The 22773-nt window shown below is 51.5% G+C and carries 14 protein-coding genes and 1 pseudogene; 10 read left to right on the top strand and 5 right to left on the bottom strand.

Annotation, left to right across the window (positions count from 1 at the left end; genetic code table 11):
- Nucleotides 1-289: 289 nt before the first annotated feature.
- The 6 genes from ABY42_RS18700 to ABY42_RS19600 all read left to right on the top strand — a co-directional run bounded on the left by ABY42_RS18700 (nucleotide 290) and on the right by ABY42_RS19600 (nucleotide 11655).
- Nucleotides 290-3583 (top strand): ATP-binding protein, encoded by a 3294-nt coding sequence (locus tag ABY42_RS18700; RefSeq protein WP_050460473.1) that lies wholly within the window; start codon nucleotides 290-292, stop codon nucleotides 3581-3583.
- Complete coding sequence (locus tag ABY42_RS18695) at nucleotides 3580-4197, top strand: DUF7680 family protein (RefSeq protein ID WP_050460472.1); 618 nt, start codon at nucleotides 3580-3582, stop codon at nucleotides 4195-4197. The genes ABY42_RS18700 and ABY42_RS18695 overlap by 4 nt, the downstream gene beginning before the upstream one ends.
- A 9-nt stretch (nucleotides 4198-4206) precedes the next feature.
- Nucleotides 4207-7068, top strand: coding sequence for a DUF1156 domain-containing protein (locus ABY42_RS18690; RefSeq protein ID WP_050460471.1), 2862 nt, complete (start codon nucleotides 4207-4209; stop codon nucleotides 7066-7068).
- A complete protein-coding gene (locus ABY42_RS18685) occupies nucleotides 7068-10697 on the top strand; it encodes a DEAD/DEAH box helicase (protein WP_050460470.1) in 3630 nt (1209 codons plus the stop codon). The genes ABY42_RS18690 and ABY42_RS18685 overlap by 1 nt, the downstream gene beginning before the upstream one ends.
- 129 nt (nucleotides 10698-10826) lie before the next feature.
- Nucleotides 10827-11246, top strand: a complete 420-nt coding sequence (locus ABY42_RS19255) for a MarR family transcriptional regulator (protein WP_082220746.1) — start codon at nucleotides 10827-10829, stop codon at nucleotides 11244-11246.
- A gap of 43 nt (nucleotides 11247-11289) precedes the next feature.
- A complete protein-coding gene (locus ABY42_RS19600; protein WP_156224481.1) occupies nucleotides 11290-11655 on the top strand; it encodes a type II toxin-antitoxin system PemK/MazF family toxin in 366 nt (121 codons plus the stop codon).
- Nucleotides 11656-11772: 117 nt separating this feature from the next.
- Here the strand turns inward: ABY42_RS19600 and ABY42_RS19595 are convergent, their stop codons facing one another.
- On the bottom strand, nucleotides 11773-12789 hold the full coding sequence (locus ABY42_RS19595; RefSeq protein ID WP_156224479.1) for a DUF6735 family protein: 1017 nt from the start codon (nucleotides 12787-12789) through the stop codon (nucleotides 11773-11775).
- Between the two features lie 347 nt (nucleotides 12790-13136).
- On the opposite strand from ABY42_RS19595, the gene ABY42_RS19250 reads away from it, so the two are divergent.
- Nucleotides 13137-14486 (top strand): restriction endonuclease, encoded by a 1350-nt coding sequence (locus ABY42_RS19250; RefSeq protein ID WP_082220745.1) that lies wholly within the window; start codon nucleotides 13137-13139, stop codon nucleotides 14484-14486.
- A 16-nt stretch (nucleotides 14487-14502) separates the two neighbouring features.
- Here ABY42_RS19250 and ABY42_RS19590 read toward each other — a convergent pair whose 3' ends face one another.
- Nucleotides 14503-15102 (bottom strand): hypothetical protein, encoded by a 600-nt coding sequence (locus ABY42_RS19590; RefSeq protein WP_156224477.1) that lies wholly within the window; start codon nucleotides 15100-15102, stop codon nucleotides 14503-14505.
- Nucleotides 15103-15629: 527 nt separating this feature from the next.
- Here ABY42_RS19590 and ABY42_RS18660 point away from each other — a divergent pair.
- Nucleotides 15630-16916 (top strand): Cdc6/Cdc18 family protein, encoded by a 1287-nt coding sequence (locus ABY42_RS18660; protein ID WP_050460468.1) that lies wholly within the window; start codon nucleotides 15630-15632, stop codon nucleotides 16914-16916.
- Nucleotides 16917-17173: 257 nt separating this feature from the next.
- On the opposite strand, the pseudogene ABY42_RS19245 reads toward ABY42_RS18660, so the two are convergent.
- Nucleotides 17174-17679 (bottom strand): annotated as a pseudogene (locus ABY42_RS19245) (transcription initiation factor IIB); the annotation flags it as partial.
- 121 nt (nucleotides 17680-17800) lie between these two features.
- Here ABY42_RS19245 and ABY42_RS18655 point away from each other — a divergent pair.
- On the top strand, nucleotides 17801-18700 hold the full coding sequence (locus tag ABY42_RS18655; RefSeq protein ID WP_156224475.1) for a hypothetical protein: 900 nt from the start codon (nucleotides 17801-17803) through the stop codon (nucleotides 18698-18700).
- 34 nt (nucleotides 18701-18734) lie between these two features.
- On the opposite strand, the gene ABY42_RS19240 is transcribed toward ABY42_RS18655, so the two are convergent.
- A complete protein-coding gene (locus ABY42_RS19240) occupies nucleotides 18735-20735 on the bottom strand; it encodes a hypothetical protein (protein WP_082220744.1) in 2001 nt (666 codons plus the stop codon).
- A gap of 65 nt (nucleotides 20736-20800) precedes the next feature.
- Here ABY42_RS19240 and ABY42_RS19585 point away from each other — a divergent pair, with 65 nt between their 5' ends.
- A complete protein-coding gene (locus ABY42_RS19585; RefSeq protein WP_156224473.1) occupies nucleotides 20801-21751 on the top strand; it encodes a hypothetical protein in 951 nt (316 codons plus the stop codon).
- Nucleotides 21752-21838: 87 nt separating this feature from the next.
- Here the strand turns inward: ABY42_RS19585 and ABY42_RS18645 are convergent, their stop codons facing one another.
- A complete protein-coding gene (locus ABY42_RS18645; RefSeq protein ID WP_050460465.1) occupies nucleotides 21839-22648 on the bottom strand; it encodes a hypothetical protein in 810 nt (269 codons plus the stop codon).
- Nucleotides 22649-22773 lie beyond the last annotated feature (125 nt).

Below are 22773 nucleotides of genomic sequence, written 5' to 3'. Positions count from 1 at the left end.
GAAGGGTCGTACCCCGGCACTGTGTGGCGGTTTTGACTTCTAGCTGTTACTGAAATTCAGGATTATCCCAATGATTAAGTTAACCGTCTGTTTACACAGCGATAACCCACTATGCTGGTAATTCGTGATAACATACATTTGAGGAGACAGTCATGCCAATGATACGAGTAAAAGGCTGGACAAAGGACCAGCTGGATGAAATCAAAGACGAGGAGGACCACACGTCACTTGATTCTGTCATCAAAACGCTCCTCAAGGAACGAACCAACAACACCCAATCTCCAAACGAATGAGCGACTCTTTCACTACTCCCTCCGAGACAAATCAGACGCCAAGTATTTTTGAGACATGTGAACCACGCCAAGACGTCCTTACTGGCGAACTTGCCGAGGACCAATTCGCCGCGAGTCTCGCCGACGTCGCCCACAGTAGCGACGCCCCCGAAGTCTATGCTGACCCACGCCTCTTTTTCGAGAAGACGTACCCCACCAGCGGCCTTCAGGAACTCCTCACGCGCCTAGCAACCCGTTTCGTTGGCGCACACAACAACGACTACACCGGCACCAACGGCATCCTCCGTCTTGACACAAGCTTTGGTGGCGGAAAGACTCACAACCAAATCGCAGCTTACCACCTTGCTGAATCGCCCGGTTCCGTCCCCGACCTCTCTGAGTTCATTTTCGAACAGGAGATTGCCGACAAGTACACTGATGCCGCCGCACTCGGTCTTGACGTCAATAGTGCTGTCTTCGTCGGGACGCACGTCGATGCCGAAGACGCCCGCTCGAACTACGACGACCCCGACGCCCCAGCGACAAAGACCATGTGGGGCGAGATAGCCTACCAGCTCTTCGGTCGGGATGGCTACGAATTCCTGCGGAAAAACGACGAAAACCAGACTCCGCCAGGAACTACCAAACTTGAGCGCCTCTTCGATCGTAACGATAACCCCTCACTCATACTTATTGACGAAGTAGCTGCCTACCTCGAGCAGGCCGCTGCCGTTGAGATTGGTGACTCGACGCTTGCGAAGCAGACGAACACGTTCCTGATGTCTCTGCTGTCAGCGACGCAAAACAACGACAAAGTCACGGTCGTCCTCAGTATTGCGGATACTGCATTCGCAGACCAGGCTGAAGACGTCCGTGGTCTCGTCTCTGAATCAATTTCCGAGTTTAACAGAATCAGTGACCGTGTCGAGGGATCTATTACGCCAACTGAGGACAACGAGATCTCTGCGGTTCTCAGACATCGATTATTCGAACAAATCAACTCGGATGGGCGTGATACCACCGTAGACGCCTACGCATCGTACTACAGAGGGGACCGGAATTCATTCCCAGATAGTGCTGCTGACCCAGAGCACCGTGAGCGACTCAAAGACAGTTACCCAATTCACCCGACTGTCATTGATACACTCACCGAGGAACTCGATTCACTCCCTTCGTTCCAGCGTACTCGCGGTGCCCTCAAGCTCCTCTCGCGTGGAGTGTACCGTCTCTGGCGACAGCATGATGACAAACAGGACCGCCACTTTGTCCGACTGTTCGATCTCCATCCATCCGATGGCGACGTCCGCTCGACACTTCTTCGATTGTTCTCGTCGGTGGACATGGATTTCGAAGCCGCGATTAAGGCAGACATTTACTCCGAGGATGGCACGGCCAATGCTGAAGAGGAAGACCGGAACTGGATCAAAAACAGCCACCCACCCCTTGGCACCCAAATAACCACGGCGATTCTCTGGAAGAGTATCGTCAAGGGTGCTGACGGGCGAGGTACAACTCGACGGCCACTCAGACATGCCATCGCCAATACGGAGGTTGAGCTCGCACACTACGATGACGCGCTCAACAACCTACTTGGCGAAGGAAGACTGTCTGCCTGTTTCTACCTCCATGGCGACAACGGGGAGAAAATCCAGTTTAAGTCGGAACAGAACCTGACTAAGACTGTCAATTCCGTCGTTGAGCAACTCCAGGATGGACTCGCTCGCCGTCACCTCGAGGAAGCCCTCGAAGCTGCACTTGGGCAGGGAAGTCTCAACGTCATTGTTGGCCCCGAAGAACCGCACGAGATCCCCGATACGGCTGACGAGGCACATCTGTGCGTGATGGACTTCGATACGGTCACTATCACCGACTACGAGACCGTCCCAGAGACGATCCAGACGTTGTTCAAGAACACGGCATCGTCAAGTGGTGGGCAGAAGACTCCACGCGTCTACAAAAACAATGTTACGTTCCTCGCAGCTACCGCAAACGACGTGACGGACGCAAAACGAACCGCGAAACGCGTCGCTGCGATTAAACACATCCAGAGTAACCTCGGTGACCAGTATGAACTAAGCACGGAGGAACAGGATAAGCTCGCTGAGCGTCTTGATAGCGCGAAGGGCACGCTTGACCAGGACATCAAGAAAGCCTACACGCACCTGTACTTCCCGACTGCAGATGGCCTCGCTCACCGGAACGTAACCACCGACAGTACCATCCATCAGAGTGTTATCGAGAAACTCGACGAGGCCGGCGCAATCATTCCCGAAGGAGAGGACGCCTATGGTGTTGACTGGTTCGAGGCGACGATCTGGAACGTTGGTGCAACGTCGATGACGACACGGGCGCTCGAAGAGCAGTTCGGAAAGCGCCAGGACGCAGAAATTCTCCTGTCACCGATTCCACTGCGTAAGACGATTGCTCGGTTGGTCCAGGAAGATGGTTACGCGTACTGGGATAGCGAGCAGAATGTCGGCTACTACATTTTCGGCGCGACGCTTACGACTGACGAACACGAGCTTGACGATGCGAAAAACCTCTACACTGGTGTTAGCTATCAAGACGTTAAGCTCTCGCAGTCGCACACTCTCTACACATCCATTGATGAACTGGTCGACAACGTCGGTGATTCTCTCGAATGGGAAGAACCCGATGAAGAAGATGTTGTAGACACGGGAACGGGCGATGATGATGGCGATGGCGAGATGGGTGGTGGTGGTGACGGTGATTCAACTGGCGGTGATGATCCCGAACCGTTCAGTACACTCATTGAGGTCCAGACCTCGGAGCCAGCACATGTCTCGCGTGCGCTCCAAGAGTTGCGTGCAGACATCGCCGATGAACTCACTGCCGCGCGCAAGGAGTACAAGGGTCACCCCGACGAACTGACGCCACTTGCCGAGGGTATCTGGATTCGTATCGACGGTGCTGATGCGTGGAAAGGGACGTGGTTCACCGCGAACAAGCTCAGCAACTCTGAGGACTTCGCCGAGAATTCTACGCTCGACTTCGATTACTACGCTAACGACGGCGCCGACGCGAAATCACAGTTCGAAGTCGACTTCAACGGCCACCCCGGTGTGTTTGCGAGTCATCTCCGGTTCAACATGGAACCAGAGGATCTCTCGAATCCGGACGGTGGTCGAACCGCTGAAGCCGAGTTTGCCATCGTGTTCGACGACGGAGACGCTCAGTTGTATGGTGACACATTCGACGCCCTTGACGACCTCCTCGCAGTAGACAACGCGTTCACTGTTCGGATGAACGCCCAAATTCGAGTTGTCGAATCCAGTGAGGTAACCCAATGAGTCACGGACTGGCAGAAGGCAACTCGTTCGCCTTCACCACCGGTGCGTACGGGAACCGTCCAACGTTTGTGCTCACACGCGACCGAGTTGCGGATCAGCACGAAATCACGCTCTATGAGCTGGCCCCCCGTGATATCGCCAATGCTCGCCGTGAGCGGTTCAAGCGTGCCCACAAGTCTGTGAACGTCACCGTGTGCGAGCTTGATGATGCGATTATTGGTGAAAAAACACCGTCTGAACTCCCCGGTGCAGCTGATACAGCATACGATTGGGACGACTGGTGTGCAATTCGCATCGCCACATTGCGAGGCGGGGCGTTCAATGAGGTGAGTTATCTCATTGAGTCTACCTTCCGCGAGTTGAGCCTCGATCCCGAGATCGTCTGCACAGGTTCGCCGGCGAGCGTCAGCCTTCCCGAGGCTGCTGGTGTTCGGCTTTCAATCGCGTTCCGTGCGATGAAGCCGATGCGCCGTCGGGACCGCCTCCGCGAGGTCGCAAAAGGAATTGACCAGATGAGCCTTGGGGAGTGTTATTACTGGCACGCCAAGGCTCGGTCTCCTTCCTCTCCGAGTGGAACCAAGGCGCTTCGAGTACTGCTCGCTGACCACATCTAATATCAACTAATGTCTGAGAAACCAACCCTCGACGATGCCGACGTTCCAGAACGTGTCGCAATCGAGTCGAACCTTCCACTGAATGCAATCGACATTGAGAGCCAGAAAGATATGGAATCTGGGCGCTACCACGCGCTTCGGAGCCTTCACAAATGGTTTGCTGCCCGTCCTACCCCTGCGGTCCGGCTTGCTGTGCTCGCCTCGGTGTACCCCGGCGAGATTGATTCTGACGAGCTCCTTCGGCTGATGAAAATTGGGCCGAAAGAGATGGATACCGGTATCGCTGACTTCGTCGAGAAGAAGTTCACTGAGAAAAAGAGCTCGAATGATACGCTCGACGACCACTACGGATACCCAAATCCCAACACTCAATCCCCGACTGAAGCCGAGATTGAGAAGCTTCAGTCAACCTTGCGTGATGCATGGGGTGGGGAACTCCCGACGATTCTGGATCCGACTGCAGGGCGAGGTATTATTCCATTTGAGGCAATTCGATACGGGATTCCGGCGAAAGCGAATGAGTTGAACCCCGTTCCATCGCTCATCCTGAAGGCTGGTCTAGAATACGCACCTGAGGTTGGGTCGCTTGACCCAGATATCCGTGAGTGGCGAGATAAGATTCTGGAGACCGCGAAAGAGAATATCGAACCCTACTATCCGACGGAAGAGCCCGGTCGGCAGATTCTGAACTCGGCGATGACGTACATTATTGAGTGTGACTCCTGTGGTGGGAAAATTCCGCTTGTCTCCAAGTGGTGGCTCAATAAGGATTCTGATGGTGGTGATGCAATTATACCCATCTATGAAGAGGGCGAAGTGAGCTACAAATACACCCGTGTAGAAGATTCTCCAGACAGTTACGATCCAGAAGATGGCCCACTCCATGGAGAAAGCGCTGAGTGCCCACATTGCAAGGTGACTAACGAACAAAAAGACGTGCAACAGAAGCTCCATGACGGGGGTTTTGAGTTCAGTATCTATGGAGTGAATTACGAAACGCCAGCTGGCGGACGAGGCTATCGTGCAGGTAATGAGTACGACGAAAAAGGTATGCATAAGGCAGCTGATAAGGTTGAATCCGATTTCAACCTCCTGACGTTCCTCAGCGAGCCAGTTGATGTGAGTAGCCGGATTAGTGACCCCAGTAGTTATGGGATGCACGAGTGGCGAGACATCTTCACACCTCGCCAGCTCGTTGTTCAGTATGAGTTCCACCAGGCGTTTATCGAGTACAAGCCAAAAATCTTGGAAAAGTACGATGGTCAACGATCAAAGGCGATATTGTCTGTGTTATCCCTCGCTGCGAGTCGGTCGATGTACTACAACTCTCGGTTGAATCAATGGCACGACCTGAGAGGATATGGAAGCCACATCTTCACAGACAATAATTTTGGTTTGAAAAAAATGTCCGTAGATAACAATCTAACTGCTCCACGCAGGGGGTACCGGAAACACTCGGAGCATGTTATTGATGCCTACGAGAAATTAGTATCTTATGTACCTCATTCTGAGTCTGCTGAAGTAGTTTCCGGCGATGCTGGTAAGTTGGCAACAAAGTTCGAACCTGAATCGGTTGACGCAGCCATTGTTGATCCACCGTACTACGACAGTATCATGTACGCCGAGCTGTCGGACGTGTTCTACGTCCTCCAGAAAGAGTATCTGGAAGATGTTCACCCCGAAATATACACCTCGAGCCTGACTGACAAGGATAACGAGGCGGTCGCTAACCCGTATCGATTTGAGGAGATTGCGGACGATAAGCAGTCGAAGAAGGACCTTGCCGACGAGCACTACGAGAGTAAAATGGAGGAGATCTTTGCAGAAGTGCAAGAACTCCTCAACCCTGGTGGTGTGATGACCGTGATGTTCACCCATCGAGAGATGGACGCTTGGGACACACTCACATCTGCCCTTATCAGTGCTGGGTTCACTATCACGGCAACGCACCCAATTAAGACCGAGATGTCTGATCGGGTTGGACTTCAAGGAAAAGCAAGCGCAGACAGTTCCATCTTTCTTGTCGCTCGAAAGCAGGCTACTCGGTCGACAGAACGGACACTCTGGGAAGACGTTCAAGATGGTATTCAACAGGCTGCGCGAGATCAGGCAGAGGAAATCCTCGACTCTGGATACAACATCTCCAAAACGGATACTGCAATCGCTGCATATGGCCCGACGCTTCAGAAATACGCTGAAGCATACCCCGTTGTGAATAAGAAGGGGGAAGAAATCCGCCCCAGAGAAGCGCTCGGCCAAGCACGTAAAGCCGTGACCTCCGTTCTTGCTGAGCGATTCCTCAAGACAGAGGGTCTTGACCGAATCGACTCGCTCACACGATGGTACATTCTCTCCTGGTTGATCTATGAGAACGACACCGTTCCCTATGACGAAGCACGACAGCTCGGTATGGCTGCGAACGTAGATATCGACAACATCAAGCGGTCGACGAAAATCTGGGGGAAGAGTCAGAAGGACATCACCCTGAAGGACCATGATGATCGGGTCCAAGACATTGTCCTCCTGAAGAGCGACACCGCCGACAACCCCTCTACTCGGAAATATCGCGTGAACCCAACCGACATGCGGTTCACCTACACAATAGACGCAGTGCACGCAGCAATTCACGTGTATGAACGCGAAGGGGCTCGTGCAGCATGGGAGTGGCTTTCGGACAGAGACCTCAAGTCGAACCGAGAGTTCAAGGCTACCGTCACAGCGCTTCTGGAGGTGCTTCCTTCAGATTCGGACATGCGAAAAACACTTGTGAATTTGGTCTCTGGCGAAACGGGCGACTATCTGGACATCAACCTCGACCACATCGATATGTCCGGTGAAGAGAGACAGACCGAACTCGGTGACCACCAGTAATGACGCTTCAGGACGTCTCATGGCACCCAGTGTACGAGAGTGAGTTCCGAACCAACCGGACGCTCATGGAGACGTTCTACCGGCCATTCCTCAATGAAATCATCCGGTATGACCGACTCGCTGGATACCTCAGCTTACGGAGTCTTGCACACGCCCTCGAAGGAGTTGATTCCTTTCTTGAGTCCAGCGGAACTGTTCGTGTAATCGCAGGTGCAGACCTCCAGAAACGCGAAAAGGGTGCGATGTTCCCCGATGCGGATGAGCCACTCGAACCATGGGTTGAATCCCAGCTCACGATTATCGCCACTCTCCTCGATCGAGGCAATCTCCAGATCAAAGTTGGTGACCCAAAGGGTGGTGACGGTCTCTTCCATCCGAAGCTCGGAATCGGCGTTGACCGCGAGGGCAACAAAATCAGCTTTGAGGGGAGTGTTAACGAGACGCTCAGTGCGTGGCAGTACAACTACGAACGCTTCAAAGTCCACCGGTCGTGGAGTCGTGGCGAAGCAAAATACGTCGAGGAGGATATCTCTACGTTCAACGCCCTTTGGAATGGCTTCCATCCTTCCGTCAACGTCTACCAGCTCGACGAGGCCGCACGCCAGAACCTTATCGACTGGAAGGACACTGACGGCTCGCTTGACGAACACGTCGAGCGGGTGAAAAACCATGATCCACAGAGAACAGTCCCTGAAGACGAGACTGCCAGCGTGGTCTCACTTGCAGGGCGCACCCCCGGTGGAGTACACCTTGCTGAAGAGATCAGTACCGTCACGCCCTGGCCTCATCAACGAACGATTTCCGATACTGCCGTCAGCGTCTACCCGAACAATCTGCTGTTCTGCGACGAAGTTGGCCTTGGCAAAACTATCGAGGCGGGGCTAACGCTGTCTCGGTTGATGCAGACCGGTGAGGTCGAGTCCGCTCTGTTTTTGGTCCCTGCTGGGCTCGTCCAGCAGTGGCAGAACGAACTCCTCGACAGGTTCAATGTCCATGCCTATTACCACGAACGCTCCTATGACGGTGACTACATGGTCGGCCCTCTCGGCGACTCACAGGAAAACCGAATCCGCACAGGCGGTGCCATCGACGCAGATACATGGAAAAAAACACCGATCGGGTCGTTCGTCAATGGACGTGATGAACCGACCGTTATTATCGAGTCTTGGCACACTGCCCGCCTTGAGAACAACCAGGAACACGTCGCCCCACAAAACGCCGAAGACGCGTGGGATCTTACGGTAGTAGACGAGGCACACAGCGCTCGCGAAGAGACGAAGCTCTACGATCTCCTTGGGAAGGTGGAAGACGTTTCTCGGTGTCTCTATGCCCTTACTGCAACGCCAATGCAACTGAACATCGGCGAACTCTACGACCTCCTCAGACTGTGTGATCTCCCTGAGGGCTGGGACGACAAGAACCAGTTCGTCGAATTCTTCGAGACACGTCGTGCACTGGAAGAGAGCCTGAATACTGTCGAGTCCCGCTATCAGAGCGTCACTGACGGTCAAAAGCAGGTTCTCCAGCAGTTCCAGACGGAATTGGATCTCGAAGAGGGCGAGGGGCGACGAAGAATCGAACGGTTTGGGAAACTCCTCCACGAGCACCTCATGTCGAATCCCGGCTATGACGAACAGACAACCGAACTAGTCAATTCAACAGACACAGAATCGATCCAGCACCGCAAGGCTCTCGAGAAACTTGTCGGCGTACAAAAAACCTCAGCCCGATTCGATAATCCGCGTTCGCTCATGTTCAACTGCGGCCCAACTGAATGGGATGCGCTAGTTGAGGCCTCCCAGTGGGCCACACCAGTTCAATCGCGCATCTTCAGGAATACACGACTAGTTCTCGAGCAGTGTCAGGAACTTGGGTTGCTCACTGATACGGTCCCGACCCGCGATGTCGAGACAAAACGTATCGAATTAGCAGAGGCTGAACCTCTGTACGACCAGGTTGAGAAGTATATCGACGAGACCTATCAGGAATCACAGAAGGTCCTAACTGGAAAGGAAAAGCTTGCACTGGGATTTGTGATGACGACCTACCGTCAACGCCTCACGAGCAGTCTGCATGCCATCAAACAGAGTCTTCAGCGACGAATGGCGAAGCTCGACAAAAAAGTCGGTGACATGACCGAAGAGGTGTCCGAGCTCAGCAAGGACTCCGGCGTGACAGAAGCAACCATAGACGAGGCAATCGGCCAAACTTCCCTGGACGCATACCAGCCAAGCAGTCGTGGCGCAAGGGATGTGATTCAGGTCGAACAGGCGGCCCTCGAAGAGTTCGTAGACGATCTAAAACAAGCTCATACAGATCCGAAGATCGCACAACTTCGCAAAGACATTCGCTCACTCCGCCAGAACGCACGTGATAATATTATCATTTTCACGCAATATCACGATACGCTTGAACACATCCGCGAGACCCTCACTGATACACACCCGAACGTCGGGACATACAGTGGCGCGGGTGGGATGCAGTATGACGAGACAACCGGCGAGTGGGTCGATGTTGGCAAAGAAGCTATCAAACGTGACTTCACTGAGGGAGATACCAACATCCTGATCTGTACAGACAGCGCAAGTGAGGGGCTGAACCTCCAGACTGCTCACGCACTGATCAATTTTGATCTGCCGTGGAACCCGATGCGGGTCGAACAACGAATCGGTCGAATCGACCGTATTGGACAGGAGAATCCGGTAGTGCAAATTATCAACTACGCTTACAAGGACAGTATCGATGGAGACATCTACGAAGAGTTAGAAGGCCGGTTGCAGTTGTTCGAGAACGTAGTCGGCCCGATGCGTCCTGTTCTGAACAGTATTGAGCAAGATATCAAAGATGCTGTGATGGGTGGATTCGATGTGGATGCTGTCGGTGAGCATGTTGTTGAAAAAGCTGACACACGGGCGCAACGTGCACAGAAGAAAGCTGAAGAGACGGGCTTGGCGGGAGATGCTGTCGATGTCACAACGCGAGAAGCGATTATAGAGAGTGCTGGACTTGATGGGTGGGAACCGTATTGTCACCCCGCATTCGAAGCCATTGGTACTGGAAATCGTGCACATGAACCGATGCTGGGCTTAGAAACAATAGAGACGCTCTTGACACAGAGTGACCGCCTCGAGGAGACAGAGTGGTCATTCACCGCTCTCCGAAACCATACTCACGCAGACGACTTTGACGACGTTGTTGATGACGCCTACGTGCTCGAGTCATCTGAGAGTGACGTGGTAGCCATCCCAGAGTCACTGGGCGAGACTGCGCAGTCAGAACTTGGAGGTGGGAATGGTCTTGTTGTGACGTTCAAGCCCGAGATTGCTGAGAAGTTCCCATCGATTCGATTACTGCTGCCGGGAGACCCGCTGTTCGAAGCCCTCGTTAGTGAAGTAACCCCGGAGAAAGTGGATGGTTTAGAATTTGTCTGCGGCCAACATGGTGAAAGCGGAGCGGTGGTTACTCGAGAACACTCTGTCGAAGACGCAAAACAAGCGACTGTAGTCGAACCAGCAACGACAAGCGAGAGTGTGAATGAATTGCTTAGTGGTACGAGGCCGCTTACCTCTTCAGATGACGCTGAGCAAATTGTCTTGGACTGGTTGTCCCAATCTCCAATAGCTGACTAGAAGCAATTTTCTTAATTCACTGGAGTCTGCAGTCGAGATCCGAGTGAGAGCTCATCCGTGTTATCGAAAATTTTTGTTCTAGAATCCCGATTTTATGACCACAATACTAATGACAGTCGGTGACGAACTATGACATTGGTGACAACGATGCCAGAGCCTATGCGTGTCGAGGATTTAAAAGACCGAGAAGAATCCCAATTTGAATTTCCGGTCGAACCTGGCACAAATGAGGAGACTGCTCTGCGGTTTTTAGCTGCGAATCCAGATTTTGGTTGGCCACCAAGCAAGATCGCTGAAAAAACTGGAATTAACCCAAACAGTATCACAAAGACTGTCAAGCGGCTGCAAGAGAAAGGGCTGGTAGAGTGTATCTCCAGTCGCTATTTTGTAGATCCAGACCAGTTTGATGAGATTACGGGAATGCTTGGTGATCTTCAAGGTCTTGATCAAATCGATTCGCTACCGGACGCAAACATTCAGCAGAGCGACTCTGTTGACGTCGGTGAAACCTACGCGTCTGAGAGTGAAATTGACGATATCATTGGATAGACCGGAACAGTAATTTCAATTCGATCTAATTAATTACCAACTGATGTCGAAGACAAAATTCGACCGCGGCGAAGTTGTTTCTCTTGCGGATCCTTATGGGAATAACAAACCACGGTCGGCTGTAATCGTTTCTGACGGCCGCCGACCGTTGCATAATGATGGTGAAATGCGATATAATGTCGTGATGTTATCGTCGAAAGTTGGTGAGTTTGGAGGTCACGATTGGGCCCAGACATTAGACGCTCAAAGTGATACAGAAAATAACCAAGAACTACTGAGCGACTCCGTTGTTGAACCTTGGGGAACCTTTGTTGTTAACGAAAGAACGCTCAATGGCCCCCACGCGAAGCTCAACAGTAGTGGGATGAAAAAAGTAGCTCGCGCACTTGCGAACATGGTCCTGCGGTAGCTTGAGTTGGTGTTTGTTCGGTTGTTCTCGATTGTCTATCTGACAATGAAGGCACCTGTGTTCCGGGTGTCAGAAAATAGCGCAGCCGATGTATGGGTGACAATGTTGCTACTGTCGTCAAATCTTACCGCCTCCGAATTCGTCGAGAAGACCTTGCGGGGTGAATTCCTCTGAGATGTGTTCTTGATACCTTTGTTTCACCAGTGTTTCAAACATTGTTTGGCCACTATTCTCGGCTTGATTGAGTGCCTCCAGTGCGCTTAACGAAAGTCCGTCGAGACGAAGCTTTGCGACTTCACTTTGAAGCTCAGTAACTAGTCTTCGACTCGATTCTAACCGAACGTCGTTCAAGAACATCCGTGGGAATGTTTGGGTCCCATCATAACCCCAAGAGTAGGTCGGATCCACAGCGCTACCCGGCCATACTTCAATAAAGAGTACTGACCAGGGAACCAGTCTTGCTGTATCTGTCACTTCATATTCCAAAATATATTTCTCGTCAACGACTGACTGCGGGGGTTCATCAAATTCATTTGAGCTGTGGCGATCTTGGACTACGTTGTTAATACCATTGATAATGTCCAGTTGGTACTGGGAAAATGAATAATGCATCCTGTCGCTCAATTCATCATAAAAGGCCATATCAAAAAAGTCGAACCCAGATAGCGCATATATCGGTTGTTGATTTGAACTTCGATTTCCACCTATTGGATTACTGAGTGACTGACGGTCATAACATTCTAATGAAATCGATTGAGCGAAGATCGGTAGTATACTCGGTGTGATTGGAATAATGCCAAATACATCGACTTGCCAGTCCCTGACGACATATAGCATCTCTGCAGAGATATCCGGGATTCTCCGGTGAATGTCCTCGATATCAACGTCCTCTGCAAATGCTTCTGTCTCGATTAGTTCGTACTTCTGTACCTCGATATCTTGGTGTTCGGCAGCGATCTCCGCCACCTCTGTTGGCAGTAACCCTGGCATATTCCCACCAGATTTATCAAATTCACCCTCCAGATATCGTTCCAGCATATCTTTTAGCTGGTACTGTTCTGAGCCATTCCTGCTGTAGTGTAAGTCAAATGTATCATCTTCATTTTGATATGCGACAATCGCTGGATGGCTCATGTCTGTGAATTCAACTACAGACTGAAATATTCAACTATACTATAGACTGAGTCGGCACTGGTGACGAGCATTTCGTGGACTCGTCTTGAGATGTACCGTTCATAGCATCAAGCGTACCAGAATATAGCTAAATCAACCGCAGTACGGCGATTCACCAGACCCGAGTATTCTTGATCTGCGTCAAGAAAGATTTCGGTGAATACCTCGTCAAATTTTTCTTCAGCTAAATTGGTGAAATTGCTGACCAGGTACATATTGCGCTCTGCCAGACACAACGATTCGAGAATGAAAAACTGTGGATGAGGGGCTAGATATTTGCTGCCTCCAAAATATGTGGGACTGTCAAGATGACGGGAATTGTCATATTCACAGCGGGACGTCAAGATGCGTACGAAGATTACAAGAAATCAGTCAAGCAAGGCCACGAAATCAACGAAGTTTCTCCCTATCTCTCTGACGAGGACGTTGAAGAACTGCGAGCCACTTCAGAGGACGATCGAGTTCATCTATGGGGGAGTTCGGTTGCGAGCAAATGGAACAATGTCGAACCCGGTGACGTCGCTTTCGTCTATCATGACGGTAAGTTCGTAGCCAGAGGACAGGTGCTGATGCTGCGTGAGAACTACGACTTGGCCGAGTATCTCTGGAAAGATGGCGTAAACCACGATCGTTGGGACTCGGAGAACCCATGGAAGTACCTCACGTTCCTCACCGAAGTAGAGGGAACCGACGTCGACATTGGGGAGTTCAATAATTTGGTCGGCTACGACCAGACGTATCGGCCTCAAGGATTCACTCGTGTCGCAGACAGCAGGCTTTCACGCCTCACAGATGAATACGATTCTGTCGAGACTGCCCTCGCCGAACTCACCGGTTCCGGTGAAAAAGTGCATCAAGTGGACGATGATGACGTAGAGCAGACGCCGAATATTTCTACACTTCTACGTTCGGCTAGCACCGATGGCAGCCGTGCCGAAGAATTTGAGCAACTCGTCGCAAAGGCGTTCACTCGGTTGGGTTGTGAGACAAAATGGATCGAAGGTGGTGGAGACACTGACGTCGAAATTAATTCTCCGATGCACGTAGTTATCGAGGCCAAAACCCGTAGCTCTGGAAAACTCAATACCTTAGAAGCAACCAACATCGACAAGCACCGCCGGCAGAAGGGTGCTGATCACGCTATCGTGGTCGCGCCGGGATTCGCACCGAAGGTCATCGAGAACGCCACAACGAACGAACTCACGACGCTGACTGTCGATGACCTAATCGAATTGTTGGACCGTCGGGACCGTTACGCCGTTACTCCAGAACAGATTCTTGACTTGTTAGCCCGACCAGGAGCATTCCAAGATGACCGTCTCGACCTCTTGGACGAGAGTATCGACGACCGTCTCGATGCTGGCGAGACGATATTAAGCGTGGTCAGTGCGCTTGAGCGTGCAGATTCTCCAGTGGCGAATGCTGCAGATCTAAGATGGATTGTCGTTGGGATGCACGATCCAAGTGACGTACCCAGCGAGAGGGACATTACTAGGACACTTCAACTACTCAGTCACCCCAGTATCAGTGCAGTTGAACAAGTCGAGGATGGGTACCGACTTGTCACGAGCTATGAGAACGCTGTCAAACTCGTACGATCTCTCAATACTGTTGTGCAGAAATCTTGGAAGCCTGAATTGTCCAACAGCTCAAATTGACTTCGCTGATAGTTTCTTAGAATACCGCGTTTGGTGGCGTTCCAACCTCCTCCTCGAGCCGATTAGAAAGTTCATCGGCGAGTCGGTCGGCTTCTCCGTCTGGTATCTCTGCAACTTGTTGACCTCCGAAACTTCCGAGCGATATACCGATATCATTCGCGACGGTGCGTATGTCGACATCACTTGCTCCGAACCACTTTGATTCGTTCGGGTGTCCGACTAGATGGTTTGTAACGCGACCTTGAACAGTAGAGATGTTCTCGTTTCCATTATCTAACAAGTCGTCGATAAGGTGCCCGCAGTCTGCGAGGTCGATTTTGAAGCGCTTTGTCCACTCCTCACTGAATCGGTCATCGTTGATGATTTGTCTCGCGTCGAGTTTCTCTTTGATTTTCAACATCCCGGCAATCTGGTGCTTTGGCCCGGATGTCGTCTCTCCCACTTTCGGGACATGAAATATCCAGTCACCAGTGTCTTGACCTGCACGAATAGCCGGTTCACAAATAGCCATAATGGGATGTTCATTTGACCAAAAATCCGGTTCCGGAAATGGGCCAACTCCTGGGAGGAGAGCACTCTCTTCGAGGATCTCGTATCGATGGATTTTTCCACTCATTCTCAGATTCCTAACAATAATCTACAGTTGTATGAATCTTCTCCCGACTCCTGAGATGAGTGGTGCTATCCTGCAGATCCCAGGGGTTCGGCGTCGATATATTCACCAAACACAATCGATGTGCATCCCAGCACTTGACATCTCCTTTGCCGTTGCAACTAGCGCTCAGGGAGAGAGGGGTGCGTCCAGTGTAACGAGACGCACGGAAGTAACCCAGAAAATTACCCCTCAGAGAGGGGGGTGCGTCCAGTGTACTCAGCTGAGCGTCTAAGTCGCCAACAATTCAAAAGAACCACCCCCACATTCAATTCTCTACCCAATACGGTGACGGTTTAATCGGGTGTGACTTAGTATTTTCCTCGGGAATAGACACCGACTGCACTCTCTTCAACCTTCGAGAGTGTACACTGGACGCACCCCCTCCCCCTCCTATACCAAATCGGACCTCTTTGTCAGTGGATGTACCCCTCCCTCTTTGGCGTCATTGGACATGGGGGTTTTATATAGTCACCACCGAGAAATCACCTATGCGAGAGTTCGGCGAGGAGCAGACAATCTTCGACGATATGGACGTGTTGAACCCAAACAAGGGGTACCGTCCTCGTGAGCTTCCAGAGCGCGAGATGGAACTCGACGAACTCCACAGTGCCCTCCGTCCCGCCACGTTGGGGTCAACGCCACTCAACGTATTCGTCTATGGCCCCACTGGGCAGGGGAAGACGGCCGCAATCAATCTCAAAACTCACCAACTACAGAGTTTCGCTGATGAGCAGGGAATCGACGTCACTGTAGTGAACGTCAAATGCAAAGGGCTGGACAAGTCTTACCATCTCCTCACCCACTTGGTGAAAGAACTTCGAGGCCCTGGTGCTGAGCTTCCGAAAGGCCACCAGAAAAAAGCGCTCTTCCAGATGGTCACTACGGAACTCCGAAAAATTGGTGGCACAATCATCGTGATTCTCGACGAGATCGACGCCATCGGCGACGACGACTACGTACTCTATGAGCTTCCTCGACTCGAGCTTGATGACGTCCGACTCTCCATTATCGGGATCACGAACGACCTGCAGTTCCGGGAGAACCTGAACGCAGACGTCCGCTCTTCACTTGGAGAAGACGAAATCGAGTTCTCACCCTACAACGCGAACCAACTCCGCGCGATTCTCGCTCGCCGTGCAGCGAAGGGGCTCAAAGATACAGAGTTCGTCGACAGGACTGCTGAAGACTCCCGTCCTACTGTCGCGACTAACGGGATCGACGGCAAAGTCCTGGTCAGTGATGTACTCGAACCGGACGTCATCCCGCTGGCAGCTGCTTTCGCGGCAGCCGATTCCGGGGACGCGCGCCAGGCAATCAAGCTGCTCTTCCGTGCCTGCCGACTCGCCGACGACGCCGGAGAGCAATCAGTGACAGAGCAGCACGTTCGCGATGCACGCGATTACATCGAACGGAGGGCCGTCGAACGAGGAATCCATTCCCTCCCAACACACGCGAAAATCGCACTCATGGCCGTCACGTACTACACAGTTCGCGACGACGCAACGTGGATAGAGACGAACAAGCTCTACGACTACCACAAACAGATTTGCGCTCAGTACGGTGTCGAGAGTCTCTCTGACCGACGCTACCGGGAGAAGCTGAATAACCTCTCACACTCGAACATCCTCAAGAAGAAGACCACTGGCCGGGGACAGGGCAAGGGCGTTACGAACCGCTACTCGCTCGCTGTCGGCATCGAAACCGCTATCGAGAATCTTCCCAACTCAGACGACCGACTCGGTGGCGGCGCTGACGTAATCCGCGATATGGCGTAGTGGATACCCAGCGAGTCAAACTCTCACTACTCCGAGCAATTCGCTTCTGTACCGTTTCAGTATCCTCGTCAGCGACGCGGTGAGGTCGAATGCCGTGCTACTCGTATCGTGCCGGAAATTCTACCCAGCAACGTACCCGACTGCCTCCGCTTCGACTTCGCTCTCCGCCGTTGCTTCTCTTCACGAACCTCACTGGCAACCGAGCGAGAGTGAACTCGTGAATCACCGTCCTACCACTCGCCTCCAGACACCACTTCCGCCTCGACCAATCGGCCTCGAAGCAGGTCTTCATTCTGAGCGCACCGGAACAGATGACACGCCAGATCCCGAATCGAATCTGAGAGTTCGAGGACGCTCGCGATTCTTCAAATTCACCCAGCCCCGTGTGCGAGGTTTCGCCCGGCTTTCGACTGAAACCGCCCACGATTCTGTTCCCGCCGCATTCGGGACAGTCGCTGGCGCTTTTGCTCAGAGAGTTCGTTCCCGCTCGCATCTTCCCCGCGACCGATTACTGTCGACAGCTCTCGGTCATGGAGGGCCGCAGTGAGTGGTGCGCCGTACGCTCGTATTTCTCGTCGTCGTACGTCCGCCACTCCGGCCCGTGATCAATTCGTTGCTCATCGATGACTAGGACACAGCCCTCACAGACCGTTTCGCCCGCGTTTGTCGTGACCCGGCCGTCGAACTCGGCACACTGGTTCGCGCTTGATTATGTTTGGACGTCTTCGTCGAAGCTCGTTTCGTAGATGTCTCTAATTGCCATCGTTCTCACCGTATTTCGGAACCCGCCAGTGCGGCGAGGTCCGCACCCATTGAGGAGACAATAGACTCAATGCGGGACCGAAAATTTACACTAGGAGTGGGGATTCATTTTAACTGGTCTGATGTCCCACAAGACCAGAACTATACTTCAGTCAAAACAAAAGTTAGTCAAAATGGACTTATCGCAACTATCCTTTTCCCCCATCCAAATCCTAACCGGCCTTCTCTCTGCGGCTATCGTCCTTGCAGGTAGCTACCGAATCTACCGCCAATCAAAACGTGACGAAGAAATCCGATGGCGGATCGAGAACATCTACGAAACAGGACTCGAAGAACTCAACGCAGTACTCGACGAAGGCCAGTTCCCTGGCACAACCCGGAACCGTCAGGAAGCAACCTTCTGGGACGACATCAGTAACTGGGAGAAACTTCGGCTCAACCCTCAGCTCATCAAACAAGGAACCCGGTACTACCGACTGCTCGAAAGTCTCGAGAAAGCAGAACGCAAGTTCACACCACTCAACCAAGATATTGTAGTCCAATTCCCTGACGACGTCGCCAAGATCGAAGGCACAGAGGTGCAACTCCTTGTCGGAGGTACAGCCGACTTCGACGAAACTGAATCCCACGGTGAGAACCCTCCGGAAATGCTGTTAATGTCGAGATGGTACGGACTGGGCACAGTACTCGAAGATATCGACACTGCCATCTTGAATGCTGACTCGCCGGAAGAGGTTCGGGATTTCATGGTGCAGGATGAGGATTTTGACGAGAATCCGTATCCTGACGAACCGACAATCTTCATCGGTAGCGGGCTTCGACCAGAGCAACTCAGCTTCTGGGAAGACGAGTTCCCGGAGTGGGCGGAATACCTGTACCAAGCTATCGAGGAAGGCTACGTGGAGCAGTACTTCAAGGCCCGTGAGCAGGAGTACAATACTCAGCAGGAAATCAAGGAAACGGCTAATGAGCTCCGAGAAATCATGAACAGCGAGATTGAGTCCCTGAACACCGACAAATAGTACTTAAATATTCTCTCAAAGAAGAAGCTCTTGATCAGTAGGTCAACTCACGGCCTTCCCACTCAGATGGTGGATCAGGATTCACCTTCTCCTCTATGTCCGTTCCAACAGACCAGGTGTCATCTCCAGATGGGCCAATCCGTGGATAAGAAGTATACTCACCAGGCAATTCACGTTGATTGCCTGTCCTCAGAATATCGATTGTCGCAATCAAATCAAGCCACTGCGGTTTGGTCAAAGTAACATCTACTCCAGCTTTCTCGCTCTCACCTAACCGCAATCTAGCGGCGACTTCATCATCCATCTGCGACGTGACCTGGAGTTTCATGTTGACCTCCTTGCCCGAGCTTCCAGAGACGCGATGCGGCTCGTTCTCTGAATGGTTGAACGGATAGGTTTCAAGATCCAGCGTCTTTCCTTGGCCTGGTATTTCCCCGCCAGAAATCGTTTCGATCGAGTTCAGTACGTTTTGGAGCTGATCTACCTCCTCACCGACAAACCAGATATAGCCACCTTCCCAAGATCCACGACCAAAGTGGAACTTCAAAGCATCCTGGTTATCAACGGTAAAGTCAGTTACAGTCAGACGAACATATCCCGGCTTCATATCGTCTGGCTCTACACCTTGTGAACGGTCCTGAGTATACGGATCAGCGGAACGTCCTTCTAATAGATATCCACGGGCCTTCTTGCCTTGATCAAACTCGCTCTCAGGCTGCCGCAGAGAATCCGCAGTGCTGGCTCGAATCCATCCGTCATCGTCCGCCAGCTCTGAGTTGTCCATTATAATATTCTGTGCGTACGCAGCAGCGTCTGAGTTCTTAAGCCGTTCTGCCTCCTCCGCAGTCACGTACGGGGATACAACGTCTTTTCCAGAAGCAATCTCAACGTTACCGTATCCGACTTTCCGTTCATCATACCGCTCAAGATACCCGTCATGCTCGGGTTCCATTCTTTCTGCTTCCCGCTCTACCTCCACATCACCATACTCAGTAACGGTCAGTATACCGACTTCGGAGAGATCCTCTGAGGAAAGCAAACTGTGGGCCTTCTCCGCTAGTACGGTTGGAACTGCTAAATACAGTCGTGATAGAGTTGAAGTCGCTAGGAACTCTGAGAGTTGCTGAGCAGTACGCTTTGACGTGAACGAAGACCTACCTTTGGCCTCAATCCCGATTACTTCGTGCTCACTAGGATTTTCAACTGCGTCTGTAGGATCATAACTCCCCTCAAAGCTTAGCACGTCGATTGGTCGATGGGGTTGGTCAGACTCCATCGGGTTCGGAATATGGCCCTCTGGGAGTCCACCATACTCTCGCCACACACAATGCCGGACCCATGGCTCCTCTTCTCGCGAAAAGTCAAGGGTCCCGTCTCGTTCAATCCGGTCTGCCTCTTGGAAGATCCTCGGCTCGTATGCCTCCTCCGGAGATAGGTTCTTCTCGATATCTCTTAGCGTCCCAGCTTCCAGATTAAACGGGATATGGATAACGCCTAACTCAGTCGGACAGGATGCTCGTGACAGATTTGTAATCCCCTGATCGAGAGAGATAGAGTCTTTAGTGTTCGAACCTGTTTCCACCCTCTTCCGGATGTATTCTCGTAGTGATGGTGATCCAGAGAGCTGTTGATTTAACATCTCCTCTGAAAACTCAGAGTCAACTGCCCGCATAACTTCCTCTACCGAGTATTCCCCCTGTTCAACTCCAACACCGAGCTTCATACTATTCTGGTTTAGAGTTGATACGTTCAGAGGTGCAGGTCCAGAAAGAGCTTTCTGGAGGGATTCAATCCGATCGGTAGCAATGTAGAGGCGGTCAATCTTACCGCTCTCAATATACCGATTGGCCTGCTCATATTCTCCGAAGCCCTGTTTCTTCAACTCGATTCCCCAGACTTCCCCATCTGAGGCTTTAGCAACCAAGTCGATCCGTCCTGTACCTAGATTGACCTCTCCCTCCACCTCCATTCCTCGTTCTGTTTCCAGCCAGTACCAGAGTCGTTGCTTTAGAAGTGCTTCACCGAAAGATGCCATCTATTTGTAGACTATTTATTGGATAGGTGGAAAAGGTTATTCCTCTGCCAATCAGTGTCAGGAATATGCGAGAATGGTGCTTTCGGATTTACCTCTATGAAAACGAGGAGTTAGTCTACGAAGATGATGATGAGCGTTGGGCACTATATGACTCAGACGAGTTTCACGACTTCTTCCCTGATGGATATCGTTCTATGTCTGGTAATCATTCCGAGGATGGACATTACACGGTATCTTGGTATCGGAAATCAAGGGAGAGAGGCGATACAGTAGTACCTGCTGGATTCTGCATTATTGAGGATGGGTCAGTTAGCACCACTGTCGAAATAGATGGCGTATCCAAGGCCGAAATAGCAAATGATGGAACTGTAGCTCTCTTCCGGGAATCCAACCAGTTCCTCGTTTTCAATTCAGACGGTGAAGAAATCTTCCGAGAATCATTCGAGAGCAACGTGATGATGGTCAATATCTCCCGAGATGGAGAGTATGCCGCTCTCTGTACTGCACATCCGGATAACGCGGTCCATATGTTTGAACCCCGAAGTGGACAGTACCTTGGCCGAGTTGAAAACACAGGACAGGGTGTAATTCAGTATATGGATTTCACATCTGACAGTGGGAAAAAGAAATTGCGGACGTACAACAGTACACCAAATATTCGTGATGACGTCCACCCTAATCGACGAGAACCAATGGCGGAAATCTCTGTTAAACCTCAGTTCGATATCACAGAAGTAGATGGTATCGGAGTTATCTCTGACAGCAGTGATGGTATCTGGCATCACATTCCTGAAGATGAGGTTCAGGGGGTGGAAGGAAGGTTACGAATCCCAGGTGTTACCCTGCAGAGTAGCTGTGATAAACAAATCTCACTGATTGATTCACACCTGATATACAACGATGTAGATGAAGCTCTTAACGAATCGATTGATTTCTGTAAACAGTGCCAGGAGTTTGTAGCTGTGTATCCTGATGAGAAGGTAGAACGGACACCCAAGAATCGAGTTGGTCGGTAGTAATAGAGAACTCCGCTCTGCCTATTTTAGTTTTCTCAAAGTACGTATTCGAGTGAGAGACCCCGATCCGGCGGCGTACCCTTCGGATCACGGTGGTATATCTAATCCGGGACCGTCACCGCCAGCGTTGACTGCGATATCGCAGGCTATCTCAAGCGACTCAACGAGAGCCTCGACGTCCTCTTCGCTGGAGATCACGCTTCGGTTCCCGTGCATCACCTTGTTCCGGTACTTCTCAACTGTGTCGAACGCCTGCTTACATTGAGTTTTTGAGGGAAAATCCAGTTCATCCAGGAGATCTTCGTTATCCCGAACTACTTCTTTCAGGTCCGCGATGGACATGAACTCGACTGGATGAAGATTCACGTTCTCGTCGACAGCGTCACTCCATCTATCTATCGCCCCTCCTCCTGGACGGGCATCCTCGTAGACCTCTTGAAGCTCATCAATAGTGTAGTCCTCCTTGATCAGATCGGATACTGCCTTCGCCATCTCAGCATAATAGGTGAACAAGAACTCCTTTGCAGTCCTCGTATTCAAATCGGCAGGTGTCACAATCCGCCAAGAATCTCTATCAGGATGCGTAGCTAACGCAAAGGGATACTCGGTCAGGATATTAATGCAGTACAGCATTATCTCGTTGTATCTGACGTACTGATCCCCATCGGTAGAGTTGACTTCTCCGGTCTCCACCTCATAATACTCGCGTGAATTGTAAGGTCTGAGCGGTGCGTAATCGTATCCCTTCTCCTCAAGGTCGTTGATTAAATCCTCCATCAACTCCTCCTGCTCAAGCTCATTCTGCCCAATAAAATAGATCGGAGAACCAAGTTCCTCTGCACTTCCTTCACTCGGGTAGCGAATGTAATCCTCGACATCTTCCTCGCTCCAATACATATAGAAAACGGCGAGACCAAGATTCAAAATACTACCTGTCCATTGACTATTCTAATTCTTGGGTCTTTAACGAGTCGTCCCTGAACCCTGTACCTATCTATGTTAAAGAGGATGAATTCCAACGC

Source organism: Haloferax gibbonsii (assembly GCF_001190965.1).
Lineage (GTDB): Archaea > Halobacteriota > Halobacteria > Halobacteriales > Haloferacaceae > Haloferax > Haloferax gibbonsii.
The sequence above is the reverse complement of the archived record's forward strand: the minus strand, read 5'-3'. Positions and strand labels throughout refer to the sequence as shown.

Excerpts from the sequence above, each read along its gene's own strand:
- ABY42_RS19250 (WP_082220745.1), top strand. The coding sequence starts at position 13,137 with ATGACGGGAATTGTCATATTCACAGCGGGACGTCAAGATGCGTACGAA.
- ABY42_RS19590 (WP_156224477.1), bottom strand. The coding sequence starts at position 15,102 with ATGAGTGGAAAAATCCATCGATACGAGATCCTCGAAGAGAGTGCTCTC.
- ABY42_RS18660 (WP_050460468.1), top strand. The coding sequence starts at position 15,630 with ATGCGAGAGTTCGGCGAGGAGCAGACAATCTTCGACGATATGGACGTG.
- ABY42_RS18655 (WP_156224475.1), top strand. The coding sequence starts at position 17,801 with ATGTCCCACAAGACCAGAACTATACTTCAGTCAAAACAAAAGTTAGTC.
- ABY42_RS19585 (WP_156224473.1), top strand. The coding sequence starts at position 20,801 with ATGCGAGAATGGTGCTTTCGGATTTACCTCTATGAAAACGAGGAGTTA.
- ABY42_RS19255 (WP_082220746.1), top strand. The coding sequence starts at position 10,827 with ATGACATTGGTGACAACGATGCCAGAGCCTATGCGTGTCGAGGATTTA.
- ABY42_RS18700 (WP_050460473.1), top strand. The coding sequence starts at position 290 with ATGAGCGACTCTTTCACTACTCCCTCCGAGACAAATCAGACGCCAAGT.
- ABY42_RS18695 (WP_050460472.1), top strand. The coding sequence starts at position 3,580 with ATGAGTCACGGACTGGCAGAAGGCAACTCGTTCGCCTTCACCACCGGT.
- ABY42_RS19600 (WP_156224481.1), top strand. The coding sequence starts at position 11,290 with ATGTCGAAGACAAAATTCGACCGCGGCGAAGTTGTTTCTCTTGCGGAT.
- ABY42_RS19240 (WP_082220744.1), bottom strand. The coding sequence starts at position 20,735 with ATGGCATCTTTCGGTGAAGCACTTCTAAAGCAACGACTCTGGTACTGG.
- ABY42_RS18685 (WP_050460470.1), top strand. The coding sequence starts at position 7,068 with ATGACGCTTCAGGACGTCTCATGGCACCCAGTGTACGAGAGTGAGTTC.
- ABY42_RS18690 (WP_050460471.1), top strand. The coding sequence starts at position 4,207 with ATGTCTGAGAAACCAACCCTCGACGATGCCGACGTTCCAGAACGTGTC.
- ABY42_RS19595 (WP_156224479.1), bottom strand. The coding sequence starts at position 12,789 with ATGAGCCATCCAGCGATTGTCGCATATCAAAATGAAGATGATACATTT.
- ABY42_RS18645 (WP_050460465.1), bottom strand. The coding sequence starts at position 22,648 with ATGTATTGGAGCGAGGAAGATGTCGAGGATTACATTCGCTACCCGAGT.